The following is a 13,329-nucleotide window of genomic DNA, read 5'->3' as shown; positions in this document are numbered from 1 at the left end:
GTCCTGGTTGCGAGGTCGGGGGGCGACGTATCAGTCTGCGTTTGCATCGGTATCCGACCCCCGGAATGCCATGCGCCAGAGGAAGCCCGCAATGCCCTTTCATGCCCCAGTCGAGGATTTCCGGTTCATTCTGGAGCACGTGATCGGCTTTTCCGACGTGGCCGCGACCGCGTGCCACGCCGAAATGACCTCCGACGTGACCGACGCGATCCTGACCGAGGCGGCGCGGATGTGCGACGATATCCTCGCGCCGCTCAACCGGGCGGGCGATCTGTCGGGCGCGCGGCTCGAAAACGGCGTGGTGCGCACCTCCCCGGGCTATGCCGAAGGTTACCGCGCCATCGCCTCGGGTGGCTGGGTCGGCATGGCCGCCGACCCCGAGCATGGCGGCATGGGCCTGCCGATGGCGCTGGCCACCTGCGTCAACGAGATGATGGGCGGGGCCTGCCTTGCGCTGCAGCTCAACCCGCTGATGACGCAGGCCGAGATCGAGGCGCTGGAGCACCATGCCAGCCCCGATCTTCAGGCGCTCTATCTGCCCAAGCTGATCTCCGGCGAATGGTGCGGCACCATGAACCTGACCGAACCGCAGGCCGGGTCGGATGTGGGCGCGCTCAGGACCCGGGCCGAGCCGGATGGCGAAGGGACCTACCGGATCACCGGGCAGAAGATCTACATCACCTGGGCCGACAACGACTTTTCCGACAACGTAGCGCATATGGTGCTGGCGCGGCTTCCCGATGGCGCGGCGGGAACCAAAGGAATCTCGCTGTTTCTCGTGCCCAAGCTCATCCCGGATGCGGGTGGCAGGCCCGGCGAGGCCAATTCCTTGCGCGTGGTCAGCCTCGAGCACAAGCTCGGCATCCACGGCTCGCCCACGGCGGTGATGGAATACGACGGGGCCAAGGGCTGGCTGGTGGGCGAACCCCATGCCGGAATGGCCGCGATGTTCACCATGATGAACACCGCCCGGCTCGGCGTCGGCAGCCAGGCCGTGGGCGTGGCCGAGGCAGCGACGCAGGCGGCTTTGGCCTACGCGATGGATCGCAAGCAGGGTCGGGCCGGCGGCTCGGGCGCGATCGTCGAGCATGCCGATGTGCGCGCGATGCTGGCGCGCATGCGGGCCGAGACCTTTGCCGCCCGCGCGATCACGCTGGCCTGCGCCAAGGCGATCGACCTTGGTCGCGAAGGGCGTGCCGCCGAGACGGCGCGCGCGGCGCTGCTGACGCCGATCGCCAAGACCTTCGGCACGGAGACCGGGATCAACGTCGCGGATCTGGGCATCCAGGTGCATGGCGGCATGGGCTTCATCGAGGAGACAGGGGCCGCGCAGTTCCTGCGAGACGCGCGGATCACCGCGATCTACGAGGGCACCAACGGCATTCAGGCGATGGACCTCGTGGGCCGCAAGATGATGGATGGCGGCGAGGCGGCCTTCAGGCTCTTCGATGAGATCGAGGCAGGGGCCGAGGCCGCGCGCGAAATGGTGCCCGATCTGGCCGAGCCGGTGTGGCAGGCCGCCGAGCAGATGCGTGAGGCGACCGAATGGCTCGTGGCGCGCGAGGTGTCTGCGCGTTTCGCCGGTGCGATGCCTTACCTGCGCGCCTTCGCCCGGCTCTTGGGCGCGCATTATCACCTGCAGGCGGCACGGGCCGGCAATGGCAAACGCAAGCGGCTCGCCGCCTTCTACATCCAGCGAATGCTGCCCGAACTGTCGGCGCATCTGGCGGCGCTTCGGGCCGGAGAAGGCTGCGTGATGGCATTGGGGGCCGAAGACCTGACCCCATGAGGCGTCGAAACTCCGGCTCCACCCAGGGCATTGGAACATGAGGCCGCCCAAGGCATCGAGCCGCTGACCCCGCTTGAGCCGTCTGGACGCCGCGGGCGCGCTGCGCCATCACGGGGGGCATGACACAGAACATGCGCGCCCGAACCCCGTTCGACGAACCTCCCGTCCCCGGCACCGCGACCGAGGTCGCCCCCGGCGTGCTGTGGATGCAGCTGCCGCTGCCTTGGGCGCTCAACCACGTGAATGTCTATGCGCTCGACGACGGCGATGGCTGGACCGTGATCGACACGGGTCTCGACACCACGAAGATCCGCGAGGTCTGGGAGGCGCTGCTCTCGGGTCCCTTGGGCGGTCGTCCGCTGCGGCGGGTGGTGGTGACGCATCACCACCCCGATCACGTGGGCCTCGCGGGGTGGCTCGCCGCACGCGGGGCAGAACTGGTGATGCCGCGCACCGGCTACCTGCTGTCGCGGATGCTCCGGGGCGAGGAGCAGAGCCTGCCGCCCAAACCGGTGGTGGCGTTCTGGAAGCGCGCGGGCATGGATGCCGAGCTTCTGGCGCAGCGCCGCACCGAGCGGCCCTTCAACTTCACCGACTGGGTGGCGCCGCTGCCGCTCTCCTACGCCCGCATCCGCGAGGGTGATCGGCTCCGCATCGGCGGGCGCGACTGGCTGATCCGCATGGGCGAGGGCCATGCGCCGGAGCACGCGACCTTCTGGCAGGAGAGGGGCGATCTGGTGATCGGCGGCGACCAGCTGCTGCCGGGCATCAGCCCCAATCTCGGCGTGCAGCCGACCGAACCCGAGAACGACCCCGTCACCGACTGGATCGAGGCCTGCGAGCGGCTGGCCGCCTTCGCCCGGCCCGATCAACTCGTGCTGCCCGGCCACAAGAAGCCCTATAGCGGCCTGCCCGAGCGGCTGGCGCAGATGGCGCAGGGACATCGCGACGCGCTTGACCGGCTGGCGGGCCACCTCGCCGTGCCGCGCACCGGCGGCGACTGCTTCGCGCCGCTGTTTCGCCGCTCGGTGACGCGCGACAGCTACGGCCTCGCGCTGGCCGAGGCGCTGGGCCACCTGAACGCTTTGGTGGCGCAAGGCCGGGCCCAACGCGAGATGGGCGATGACGGGGCGTGGCGCTGGAGGGCTGTATGATCGAGAACTTCGATGAGAGCTTTCCGCTCGCCCGTGCCTTCACGATCAGCCGTGGCAGCCGCAGCGCGGCGCAAGTGCTGAGCGTGCGGATTTGCCGCGAAGGGTTCGAAGGGCGGGGGGAGGCTGTGCCGTACGCGCGCTATGGCGAGAGCCTCGCCAGCGTTCGGGCGCAGGTGGAAGCGCTGCCGGAGGGGGTGTCGCGACAGGAATTGCAGGAGGCCCTGCCACCGGGAGCCGCGCGCAACGCAGTGGATTGCGCGCTGTGGGATCTGGAGGCGAAGCGGACGGGCGTTCCGGTCTGGCGGCTCGCCGGACTGGCGCGGCCGGAGCCGGTCGTCACCGCCTATACGCTCTCGCTCGACACGGCCGAGGCGATGGAGGCCCGCGCCCGCGAGGAGGCGCATCGCCCGATCCTCAAGATCAAGCTCGGCACACCCGACGACATGCCCCGGCTCGAAGCCGTGCGGCGCGGCGCGCCCCGCGCCACCATCATCGTCGATGCCAACGAGGGCTGGAGCGCCGGGATCTATGCCGACCTCGCGCCGCATCTGCAGCGGCTCGGCGTGGCTATGGTCGAGCAGCCGCTGCCTGCGGGGGAGGACGCGGCGCTGATCGGTCTCGCGCGTCCGGTGCCGGTCTGCGCGGATGAAAGCTGCCATGACCGCGCCTCGCTGCCGGGACTGGCTGGCAAGTACGACATGGCCAACATCAAGCTCGACAAGACCGGCGGGCTGACCGAGGCGCTCGCCTTGCGCGATGCGGCGCGGGCGGCGGGGTATGACATCATGGTCGGCTGCATGGTCGGCTCATCGCTGGCGATGGCGCCCGCGCATCTGGTGGCGCAGGGTGTCTCGGTCGTCGATCTCGACGGGCCGCTGCTGCTGGCGCGCGACCGCGAGCCGGCGATGCGGCACGACGCGCAAGGGCTGCACCCGGCCGAGCCCGCGCTCTGGGGCTGATCCCTCTGGCATCGCGCCTCCCCCTGCGGCAGAAGGGGGCGAGAGCCAACAGGAGAGCGCCATGACCCGCACCGTCTATGTCAACGGAGAGTACCTGCCCGAGCACGAGGCCAAAGTGTCCGTCTTCGACCGCGGTTTCCTGATGGCCGACGGGGTCTACGAGGTGACGAGCGTGCTTGGCGGCAAGCTGATCGATTTCGAGGGCCATGCGAAGCGGCTCGCGCGCTCACTCTCCGAGTTGCAGATCCGCAAGCCGATGGAGGACGAGGCGCTTCTCGATATTCATCGCGAGCTGGTGGCGCGCAATGACATCGATGAGGGGCTGATCTATCTCCAGATCACCCGCGGTGCGCCGAATGACCGTGATTTCATCTTCCCACCCAAAGACACCGAGCCGACCGTGGTATTGTTCACCCAGTCCAAGCCCGGCCTCGCCGATAGCCCGGCGGCCAGGACCGGTCTCAAGGTGATCTCGATCCCCGACATCCGCTGGGGCCGCCGCGACATCAAGACGGTGCAGCTTCTCTACCCCTCGATGGGCAAGATGATGGCCAAGGCGGCGGGCGCCGATGACGCGTGGATGGTCGAGGAGGGCGCGGTGACCGAGGGCACCTCGAACAACGCCTATATCGTCAAGGGCAACACCATCGTCACCCGGCATCTGGGCAACGAGATCCTGCACGGCATCACCCGCGCCGCCGTGCTGCGTTTTGCCCGCGAGGCGCAGATGCAGGTCGAGGAGCGCGCTTTCACCATCGAGGAGGCGCAGGACGCGACGAGGCGTTCATCACCTCGGCTTCGACCTTCGTGATGCCGGTGGTGGAGATCGACGGGGCGCAGATCGGTGCGGGCACGCCCGGCCGGGTGGCGAGCCGCCTGCGCGAGATCTATATCGAGGAAAGCCGCAAGGCGGCGCTCTGACACCGGGGGAGGCCCGCATGGACCATCCGCTGATCGATCATATCAGCCGCGTCATCGCCAAGGCGGAAAGGGACGGGGCCTTCGACAACCTGCCCGGTGCGGGCAGGCCGATCGCCGATCTGCACGCGCCCGGTGACGCGGTGCTCGACCGGTTGATGCGCGAATCGGGCGCCAGGCCAAAGGGCGTCACGCTCAGCCGCGAGATCGCCGAGGCGAAGGCGCGGTTGGCGGAGTTGACCGGCGAGGATGCGCGGCATGAGGAAATGCGTCGCCTCGCCGATCTGGAAATGCGGCTCGCCCTTGAGATGGAGGCGATGCGCCGCCATGGCTGATGGCTCAGCCCTCGCTCGCCTCGTGCTTTTGCGCCGCGTCGAAGGCGGCGCGGGTCGCCTCCGTCGTCTCGGTCTGGTGCCGGGCGCGCCAGTCGTCATAGGGCATGCCGTAATAGGCCTCGCGCGCCTCGTCCTTCGACAGATCAAGGCCGCGCTCGGCCGCCGCCTCCTGCGTCCAGCGCGAAAGGCAGTTGCGGCAGAATCCGGCCATGTTCATCAGATCGATGTTCTGCACGTCAGGGCGCTCCTCCATCAGGTGCTTTCGCAGCCTGCGGAACGCCGCTGCCTCGATCTCGGTGCGGGTCGTCTCGTCGATCTCGTCCATCCGGCTCATGATCGGTCTCCCTTATAGTCCCGTCTCGCGAAGTATGTCGCGCAGCGCCGGTGCCAAGCGTTCGGCCCATGCGATCTGCCCCGCCTCTTCCTCGATCAGGTCGTTGCGCACCTCGATCAGGACGTTGGGGCGGCCCTTGGAGAGGGCGTGACGGTCGATGGAATCGCCCGGCAGATGGCCCGAATAGGGTTCGTTGTCGCCCACCATCAGCTCCGCGTCCTCGCGCAGCCGCGCGATCAGCGGATCGGCAAGGCGCGAATCGAGATGGCTGTGCAGGATGGCGACCTGCCAGGGGCGGAACGGACGGCCCCGAAGCTGCGAAACATAGCTGTGGATCGCCACCACCACCGTGTCGTCGCGCCGTGTGGCCAGCGCCTCGTAGGCCTCATGGTAGGGCCGGTGCAGCCGCGCCAGCCGCTCTTCGGTATCTTGGGGTCCCGCATGGCGGTTGCCGGGGATGATCGAGCCGTCATAGAGCTTCATCAGCAGGGTGGGGTCGTCCTCGCCCCGGTTGGGATCGATCACCAGCCGCGAGAATTTCGACAGGATCGCCGGTGCGTCGAGCCGTTCGGCCAGCGCCTCGGCCAGACCTGCGGCCCCGACATCCCAAGCGATGTGGCGCGCCATGTCCGAGGCAGGCAGGCCCAGATCGCCGCCTGAAACCCAAGGCGGCACGTGGTTGCTGGCGTGGTCGCAGGTGACGAGCCAGCGGGAGCGGCGCTTCTCGCCGAGAATGTGATAGGCTTCCGAGGTCATGAAATCCGGTGTACTCCGCTGTCGTTCGCTCTGGTGTCGCACGGGCAGTTGTGACGCGGGCCGATTTGCGCAATAACGGCGCCGAACCGGCACTGGTAGCGGTAACGGATATTTCCGCTGCCCGGTCGAACACTTATCGCGTCCATTGGGACAGTCGAGAGGATCCTATCGATGAAGCGCCATCGCAATGTGAAAATCGTGGCCACGCTGGGACCGGCGTCGAGCACCTACGAGGTGATCCGCGCCCTGGTCGAGGCTGGCGCCGACGTGTTCCGTCTCAACATGAGCCATGGCGCGCATGACGAGATCCGCGCGCGCCATGCGATCATCCGTCAGGTCGAAGAAGACCTCGACACGCCGATCGGCATTCTCGCGGACCTTCAGGGCCCCAAGCTGCGCGTCGGCGCCTTCGCCAATGGCGAGGAAGAGCTGGTGCCCGGCGCCGATTTCCGGCTCGACCTCGACGAGGCCGAGGGCGACGTGACCCGCGTGCGGCTGCCGCACAAGGAGATCTTCGACGCGCTGGAGCCCGGCGCCTCGCTTCTGGTCAACGACGGCAAGATCCGTCTCAGGGTCAAGGATTGCGGCGCCGACTTCGCCAATTGCGAAGTGGTCGTCGGCGGCACCATTTCGAACCGCAAGGGCGTGAACGTCCCCGACGTGGTGCTGCCGCTGGCGGCGCTGTCGGAAAAGGACCGCAAGGATCTCGAATTCGTCTGCGACCTCGGCGTCGACTGGCTGGCGCTCAGCTTCGTGCAGCGCGCCGCCGACGTGGAGGAGGCGCGCGAGCTGTGCCGCGGCCGCGCCGCGATCCTGTCCAAGATCGAAAAGCCCGCCGCCGTGAAGGCCTTCAACGAGATCCTGAGCGTCTCCGACGGCATCATGGTCGCGCGCGGCGATCTGGGCGTGGAGCTTCCGGTCCAGAACGTGCCGCCGATCCAGAAGCGCCTCGTGCGCCGCTGCCGCGCCGCCGCCAAGCCGGTGATCGTCGCGACGCAGATGCTCGAATCGATGATCGAAAGCCCGATGCGACCCGCGCCGAGGTCTCGGACGTCGCCACCGCGATCTACGAGGGCGCCGACGCGATCATGCTCTCGGCCGAATCAGCCGCCGGGCAGTATCCGATCGAGGCGGTCGCGACGATGGACAACGTCGCCCACGAGGTCGAGACCGACAGCACCTACCGCGAGATCATCGAAAGCTCGCGCAAGGTCGCGCACAACTCGGTCGCCGACGGCATCGTCGCCGCCGCGCGCGAGATCGCCGAGACCACCAACGTCAAGGCGATCTGCTGCTTCTCGCAATCGGGCACCACGGCGTCGCTGGTGGCGCGCGAGCGTCCGCGCGTGCCGATCCTCGCGCTGACCTCGATCCGCAGCACGGCGCGCCGCCTGTGCCTGACATGGGGCACCAACTGCGTTGTCACCGGCGAGGTCGACCGCTTCAAGATGGCCGTGGTCAACGCCGCGCGCTGCGCGCGCGAGCAGGGGCTCGCCACCGAGAAGGACCTGATCGTGGTGACGGCGGGCGTGCCCTTCAACACGCCTGGCACCACCAACATCCTGCGCGTCGCACCCTGCGACGAGCGGCTGATCTTCAACGCCGATCCCGAATGAGGCAGGGGGCAAACCCCCCTTGCCTTGATCTCGCGCGCCACCTATACGGCGCGCTCACCCCGTTCGTCCGGCCTTCTTGGCATGCCGAGGCGAACGGTCCCACCACCGTTCCGGAAGGGAGATGGAAATGCCCAAGATGAAGACGAAGTCGAGCTGCAAAAAGCGGTTCAAGGTGACGGCCTCGGGCCGGATCAAGGCCGGTCAGGCAGGCAAGCGCCACGGCATGATCAAGCGCAGCACGAAGTTCATCCGTGACGCACGTGGAACCACTGTTCTGGCCAAGGCTGATGAGAAGATCATCAAGCCGATGATGCCCTACGCGCGCTAAGGAGACCCGGATATGAGCCGCACCAAAGGTGGAACCGTCACCCATCGCCGTCACAAGAAGATCCTGGATCAGGCGAAGGGCTATTACGATCGCCGCTCCAAGACCTTCAAGGTGGCCAAGCAGGCCGTCGACAAGGCGAACCAGTACGCGACCCGTGACCGCAAGAACCGCAAGCGCAACTTCCGCGCCCTGTGGATCCAGCGGATCAACGCCGGTGTCCGTTCGTTCGACGAGCAGATGACCTATTCGCGCTTCATCAACGGCCTGTCGCTCGCCGGGATCGAGGTGGACCGCAAGGTTCTCGCCGATCTCGCGGTGCACGAGCCCGAGGCGTTCAACGCGATCGTCGACAAGGCGCGCGCCGCTCTGGCCTGATCGGCCGTTCGAGAGCGAAAGAATTCGAAGCCGCGCCACCCCCGACGGGGTCGCGCGGCTTCTTGCGTTTCGGGACGGGGCTGCTAGTCCGGACCGGCAGAAAAGGGTGACGACATGGACGATCTTCGAGACAGGTATCTGGGGCTGATCGCCGAGGCCGGCGACGAGGCGGGCATCGAGGATCTGCGCGTGCGCGCGCTGGGCAAGAAGGGCGAGATCTCGGGCCTGATGAAGACGCTGGGCGGCATGACCCCCGAGGAGCGTCAGGAGAAGGGGCCGAGGCTCAACGCGCTCAAGACCGAGATCGCCGACGCGCTCTCGGCACGCAAGGCCTCTCTCGCGGACGCGGCGCTGGAGGCGCGGCTCAAGACCGAATGGCTCGACGTGACGCTGCCCACTCGCCCCGCGCGCCAAGGCACGATCCACCCGATCAGCCAGGTGACCGAGGAGGTCGTCGCGATCTTCGCCGACATGGGCTTCTCGGTGGCCGAAGGCCCGCAGATCGAGAGCGACTGGTACAATTTCGACGCGCTCAACATCCCCGGCCATCACCCGGCTCGCGCCGAGATGGACACCTTCTACACGCACCGTGCCCCGGGCGATCACCGTCCCCCGCACGTGCTGCGCACCCACACCTCGCCGGTGCAGATCCGCTCGATGGAAGAGAACGGTGCGCCCATTCGCATCATTTGTCCGGGCCGCGTTTACCGCGCCGATTACGACCAGACCCACACCCCGATGTTCCATCAGGTCGAGGGCCTCGCCATCGGCACCGACATCACCATGGCGAACCTCAAATGGGTGCTGGAGGAGTTCCTTTCAGCCTTCTTCGGCAAGCCGGTCAAGACCCGCTTCCGCGCCTCGCACTTCCCCTTCACCGAGCCTTCGGCCGAGGTGGACATCCAATGCTCGTGGCAGGACGGCACCGTGAAGGTGGGCGAGGGCGACGACTGGCTCGAAGTGCTCGGCTCCGGCATGGTGCACCCCAAGGTGCTGCGCAACGCCAAGATCGATCCGGAAAAGTATCAGGGCTTCGCCTTCGGCCTCGGCATCGACCGTCTGGCGATGCTGAAATACGGCATCCCCGACCTGCGCGCCTTCTTCGAGAGCGACCTGCGCTGGCTGAAGCATTACGGCTTCGCGGCGCTGGATGTGCCGACGCTGAGGGGGTGAGGAAGTGTCGATTGGCGCGATAGTTGCGGCAACATTTGCAGCGCTGACTAGTGTGATAGTCTACGCTTATCAGAAACACCAAGACCGTGTCTTTTCAATCATGGCCGAGCGTCGGATTGTGTACACAGAGTTTGTTGAGGCAGTGGCCCCCTCCATGTATATGCGGGTACTGGTGAATTTGCCTGAGCATCACGAGAGATTGCGTCTTTTGAATAAAGCCGGGGGCAAGCTGCAAGTCATCGCCCCACCATCCGTCAACGACAAGGCATCTGAACTTATTGGGTACCTGCGTTCCAAAATTGCAAACCGCCACGATGATGAAATACCAGACTTCTTCGATGAAAAGGCTGGAAAGCTTTTTGACGATATATTGAATGAAGGAAATGCGGGCAGATACTTTGCCGCAGAAAATGCAGTGAGACCAACGCAGGCCCCGGTGTTCCGTGGTGCCTAACAAATGTTCATCTGTTGCTTTTCAGGTAGTGTCGATGGCATTTAAGTTTCGGAAGGCGTAACTAAAATGAAATTCACCCTCTCCTGGCTCAAGGACCATCTCGACACCACGGCGACCGTGGACGAGATCGCCGAGGCGCTGACCGATCTCGGGCTCGAGGTCGAAGGCATCGAGAACCCTGCCGCCGCCCTCAAGAACTTCGTGCTCGGCAAGGTCGTGGCCGCCGAGAAGCACCCCGATGCCGACAAGCTGCAGATCTGCCGCGTCGAGCTTCCGGGCGGCGAGGACCAGATCATCTGCGGCGCGCCGAATGCGCGGCAGGGCATCACCGTGGTCGTCGCCCGCCCCGGCACCTATGTGCCCGGCCCCGACTTCACCATCGGCGTCGGCAAGATCCGCGGCGTCGAGAGCCACGGCATGATGTGCTCCGAGCGTGAGCTGGGCCTCGGCGACGCGCATGAGGGCATTATCGAGCTGCCCTCGGGCGAGGTGGGCCAGAGCTTTGCCGACTGGCTGGCCGAGAACGATCCCGCCAAGGTCGATCCGGTGATCGAGATCGCGATCACGCCGAACCGCGGCGATGCGCTCGGCATCCGCGGCATCGCGCGCGATCTTTCGGCGCGCGGGATCGGCAAGCTGAAGCCGCTCGAGGTCAACGCGGTGCCGGGCGGCTATGACTGCCCCATCGACGTCGAGATCGCGCCCGACACGCGCGATGGCTGCCCGATCTTCGCGGGCCGCCTGATCCGTGGCGTGAAGAACGGCCCCTCGCCCGAATGGATGCAGGACCGTCTGCGCGCCATCGGCCTGCGCCCGATCAGCTTTCTCGTCGATGTCACCAACTATGTCACCTATGACCTGAACCGCCCGCTGCACGTCTTCGACGCCGACAAGGTCGCGGGCAACCTGCGGGTGCACCGCGCGATGGGCGGTGAAAGTTTCCCGGCGCTCGACGACAAGACTTACACGCTCGACCACGGCATGATCGTCATCTCCGACGACAACGGCGTCGAGAGCCTCGCGGGCATCATGGGTGGGGCCGATACCGGCGTCACCGAAGAGACGACAAATGTCTTCGTTGAAAGCGCGCTGTGGAACCCGGTGCAGATCGCGCTCACGGGTCGGACGCTGCGTATCCATTCGGACGCGCGCCAGCGGTTCGAGCGCGGCATCGACACGGATTTCGTCACCACCGGCCTGCAGATCGCGGTGCGGATGATCGTCGATCACGCGGGCGGCGAGGCGTCGAAGATGGCGATCGCGGGCGCGACCCCCGACACCGGCCGCGCCTACCGCTTCGATCCCAAGGCGGTGACGAAGATCGTCGGCATGGACATCCCCGTGAAAGAGCAGCGCCAGACGCTTGACCGGCTGGGCTTCCGGCTCGATGACGGCATGGCGCATGTGCCGGCCTGGCGTTCCGACATTCAGGGCGAGGCCGATCTGGTCGAGGAGGTCGTGCGCGTGGCCTCTCTGTCCAAGCTCAAGGGCGTGCCGCTGCCACGTCCCGAGGGTGTGGCCAAGCCGGTGCTGACGCCGATGCAGGCGCGGCTGACCAAGGCGCGGCGCACCACCGCGGCGCTCGGCTACGACGAATGCGTCACCTACAGCTTCATCGACGCCGAAGCCGCGGCGCTGTTCGGCGGCGGCTCGGACGCGACCCGGCTCGAAAACCCGATTTCGTCGGAGATGAGCCACATGCGCCCCGATCTGCTGCCGGGCCTCTTGCGCGCCGCCGCGCGCAATCAGGCGCGCGGGCAGGGCGATCTGGCGCTGTTCGAGGCAGGTCACGTGTTCTGGGGCGGCGAGCCGGGCGAGCAGCGGCTGGCGGTGGCGGGCCTTTTGACCGGCAAGACCGGGCCCAAGGACGTGCATAACGCGTCGCGCCCCGTGGACCTCTTCGACGCCAAGGCCGATGCCGAGGCGGTGCTGGCTTCGATGGGTGCGCCTGCCAAGGTGCAGATCCTGCGCGGGGGCGAGGGCTGGTGGCATCCGGGCCGTCACGGGTGGATCTGCCTCGGGCCCAAGAAGGTGCTCGGCGTCTTTGGCGAGCTGCACCCCAAGATGCTTGCCACGCTCGACGTGAAGGGCCCGGCGGTCGCCTTCGTGCTGTTCCCCGAGGAGGTGCCGCTGCCGCGCCAGAACGGCAACGCGCGCCCGGCCTTCACGCCGCCATCACTGCAGCCGGTCGAGCGCGACTTCGCCTTCGTGGTCGATGCGCAGGTCGAGGCGCTGACGCTGGTGAACGCGGCTCAGGGTGCTGACAAGGCGTTGATCTCGGATGTGCGGGTCTTCGACCAGTTTCAGGGCGGCTCGCTTGGCGAGGGGCGCAAATCCATTGCCATCACGGTGCGGCTGCAGCCCATCGAGGCGACGCTCACCGAGAAGGAGATCGAAGCAGCGGGCGCGAAGATCGTCGACAAGGTGGCCAAGGCCACGGGCGGCGAGCTGCGCGGCTGATCGTCGGCGACCGATAGGACGGAACGGGGGGCGGACCGACGGGCCGCCCCCTTTTTCGTGGCGCAAGGGCCGCGTCCTGCCCGCCTTCGCGCCCCAAAAGATGCGCCGCGCTTCCGCGCTGCGCTAGGTAGGGGCCAAACCCATACAGGAGACACCGATGATCAAGGAATTCCGCAACTTCATCGCCAAGGGCAACGTGATGGACCTCGCGGTCGGCATCATCATCGGCGCGGCCTTCACTGCCATTGTCCAGAGCCTCGTGAACGATCTGATCAACCCGGTGATCGGCCTGATCCTTGGCGGCATCGACTTCACCTCGATGTATGTCGTGCTCTCGGGCGACGTGGCCTCCGGCACCTCTCTGGAACTGGCGCGCGAAAGCGGGGCCGCGATCTTCGCCTATGGCGCCTTTTTGACCGCCTGCATCAACTTCCTGATCATTGCCTGGGTGGTGTTCCTGCTGGTCAAGGGCGTGAACCGGATCAAGGACGCCGCCGTCGAAAAGGGCGAGCCGGTACCCGCGGCGCCGAAAGGACCGACGCAGGAGGAGTTGCTCACCGATATCCGCGAATTGCTGAAGACGCGAAGCGCCTGAGCCAAAATCATGCAAGCGATGTGCGTGGATGCGGAGTTCCCTGGAAGAGGGTACGCCCTTACGTAGTTCGCCCTGAGCAACTC

At 66.7% G+C, this 13,329-nt stretch carries 12 protein-coding genes and 2 pseudogenes; 12 read left to right on the top strand and 2 right to left on the bottom strand.

All coding sequences use genetic code 11. The annotated features are described in order from the left end of the window. The first annotated feature begins 91 nt into the window (after positions 1-91). The 5 genes and pseudogenes from MBELCI_RS07735 to MBELCI_RS07715 all read left to right on the top strand — a co-directional run bounded on the left by MBELCI_RS07735 (position 92) and on the right by MBELCI_RS07715 (position 5,155). On the top strand, positions 92-1,789 hold the full coding sequence (locus MBELCI_RS07735) for an acyl-CoA dehydrogenase family protein (RefSeq protein WP_021693629.1): 1,698 nt from the start codon (positions 92-94) through the stop codon (positions 1,787-1,789). A gap of 131 nt (positions 1,790-1,920) precedes the next feature. Beyond that, complete coding sequence (locus MBELCI_RS07730; protein ID WP_021693628.1) at positions 1,921-2,943, top strand: MBL fold metallo-hydrolase; 1,023 nt, start codon at positions 1,921-1,923, stop codon at positions 2,941-2,943. Beyond that, positions 2,940-3,902: an N-acetyl-D-Glu racemase DgcA gene (dgcA, locus tag MBELCI_RS07725; protein ID WP_021693627.1), complete on the top strand. Its 963-nt coding sequence runs from the start codon at positions 2,940-2,942 to the stop codon at positions 3,900-3,902. The genes MBELCI_RS07730 and dgcA overlap by 4 nt, the downstream gene beginning before the upstream one ends. Positions 3,903-3,963: 61 nt before the next feature. Then, a pseudogene (locus tag MBELCI_RS07720) lies at positions 3,964-4,823 on the top strand (D-amino-acid transaminase). Positions 4,824-4,840: 17 nt separating this feature from the next. Further along, a complete protein-coding gene (locus tag MBELCI_RS07715; RefSeq protein WP_021693625.1) occupies positions 4,841-5,155 on the top strand; it encodes a DnaJ family domain-containing protein in 315 nt (104 codons plus the stop codon). Between the two features lie 4 nt (positions 5,156-5,159). Here MBELCI_RS07715 and MBELCI_RS07710 read toward each other — a convergent pair whose 3' ends face one another. Next, positions 5,160-5,480, bottom strand: coding sequence for a DUF1244 domain-containing protein (locus MBELCI_RS07710; protein ID WP_045319859.1), 321 nt, complete (start codon positions 5,478-5,480; stop codon positions 5,160-5,162). A 21-nt stretch (positions 5,481-5,501) separates the two neighbouring features. Next, positions 5,502-6,245, bottom strand: a complete 744-nt coding sequence (locus MBELCI_RS07705) for an N-formylglutamate amidohydrolase (RefSeq protein ID WP_021693623.1) — start codon at positions 6,243-6,245, stop codon at positions 5,502-5,504. Between the two features lie 171 nt (positions 6,246-6,416). Between MBELCI_RS07705 and pyk the strand changes: the two are divergent. The 7 genes and pseudogenes from pyk to mscL all read left to right on the top strand — a co-directional run bounded on the left by pyk (position 6,417) and on the right by mscL (position 13,246). Next, positions 6,417-7,861 (top strand): annotated as a pseudogene (pyk, locus tag MBELCI_RS07700) (pyruvate kinase). Positions 7,862-7,988: 127 nt separating this feature from the next. Then, on the top strand, positions 7,989-8,189 hold the full coding sequence (rpmI, locus tag MBELCI_RS07695; protein WP_021693619.1) for a 50S ribosomal protein L35: 201 nt from the start codon (positions 7,989-7,991) through the stop codon (positions 8,187-8,189). Between the two features lie 12 nt (positions 8,190-8,201). Beyond that, positions 8,202-8,564 carry a 50S ribosomal protein L20 gene (gene rplT, locus MBELCI_RS07690; protein ID WP_021693618.1) on the top strand — a complete coding sequence of 121 codons (363 nt, stop codon included), beginning with the start codon at positions 8,202-8,204 and terminating at the stop codon, positions 8,562-8,564. Positions 8,565-8,678: 114 nt separating this feature from the next. Beyond that, on the top strand, positions 8,679-9,737 hold the full coding sequence (pheS, locus tag MBELCI_RS07685) for a phenylalanine--tRNA ligase subunit alpha (RefSeq protein ID WP_021693617.1): 1,059 nt from the start codon (positions 8,679-8,681) through the stop codon (positions 9,735-9,737). A 4-nt stretch (positions 9,738-9,741) separates the two neighbouring features. After that, entirely contained in the window at positions 9,742-10,191 is a 450-nt protein-coding gene (locus MBELCI_RS20695) for a hypothetical protein (RefSeq protein WP_131505514.1), read from the top strand. Between the two features lie 66 nt (positions 10,192-10,257). Continuing rightward, the gene (gene pheT / locus MBELCI_RS07680; protein WP_021693616.1) at positions 10,258-12,651 is read left to right on the top strand and encodes a phenylalanine--tRNA ligase subunit beta; all 2,394 of its coding nucleotides are present in this window, start codon (positions 10,258-10,260) and stop codon (positions 12,649-12,651) included. Positions 12,652-12,808: 157 nt separating this feature from the next. Then, positions 12,809-13,246 (top strand): large conductance mechanosensitive channel protein MscL, encoded by a 438-nt coding sequence (gene mscL / locus MBELCI_RS07675; RefSeq protein ID WP_021693615.1) that lies wholly within the window; start codon positions 12,809-12,811, stop codon positions 13,244-13,246. Positions 13,247-13,329: the final 83 nt, after the last annotated feature.

Source organism: Limimaricola cinnabarinus LL-001 (assembly GCF_000466965.1).
Taxonomy (GTDB): domain Bacteria; phylum Pseudomonadota; class Alphaproteobacteria; order Rhodobacterales; family Rhodobacteraceae; genus Limimaricola; species Limimaricola cinnabarinus.
Note: the sequence above shows the minus strand (reverse complement) of the source record. Positions and strands in the feature narration are given on the sequence as shown.

Excerpts from the sequence above, each read along its gene's own strand:
- MBELCI_RS07705 (WP_021693623.1), bottom strand. The coding sequence starts at position 6,245 with ATGACCTCGGAAGCCTATCACATTCTCGGCGAGAAGCGCCGCTCCCGC.
- rpmI (WP_021693619.1), top strand. The coding sequence starts at position 7,989 with ATGCCCAAGATGAAGACGAAGTCGAGCTGCAAAAAGCGGTTCAAGGTG.
- pheT (WP_021693616.1), top strand. The coding sequence starts at position 10,258 with ATGAAATTCACCCTCTCCTGGCTCAAGGACCATCTCGACACCACGGCG.
- pheS (WP_021693617.1), top strand. The coding sequence starts at position 8,679 with ATGGACGATCTTCGAGACAGGTATCTGGGGCTGATCGCCGAGGCCGGC.
- dgcA (WP_021693627.1), top strand. The coding sequence starts at position 2,940 with ATGATCGAGAACTTCGATGAGAGCTTTCCGCTCGCCCGTGCCTTCACG.
- rplT (WP_021693618.1), top strand. The coding sequence starts at position 8,202 with ATGAGCCGCACCAAAGGTGGAACCGTCACCCATCGCCGTCACAAGAAG.
- MBELCI_RS07730 (WP_021693628.1), top strand. The coding sequence starts at position 1,921 with ATGCGCGCCCGAACCCCGTTCGACGAACCTCCCGTCCCCGGCACCGCG.
- MBELCI_RS07715 (WP_021693625.1), top strand. The coding sequence starts at position 4,841 with ATGGACCATCCGCTGATCGATCATATCAGCCGCGTCATCGCCAAGGCG.
- mscL (WP_021693615.1), top strand. The coding sequence starts at position 12,809 with ATGATCAAGGAATTCCGCAACTTCATCGCCAAGGGCAACGTGATGGAC.
- MBELCI_RS07735 (WP_021693629.1), top strand. The coding sequence starts at position 92 with ATGCCCTTTCATGCCCCAGTCGAGGATTTCCGGTTCATTCTGGAGCAC.
- MBELCI_RS07710 (WP_045319859.1), bottom strand. The coding sequence starts at position 5,480 with ATGGACGAGATCGACGAGACGACCCGCACCGAGATCGAGGCAGCGGCG.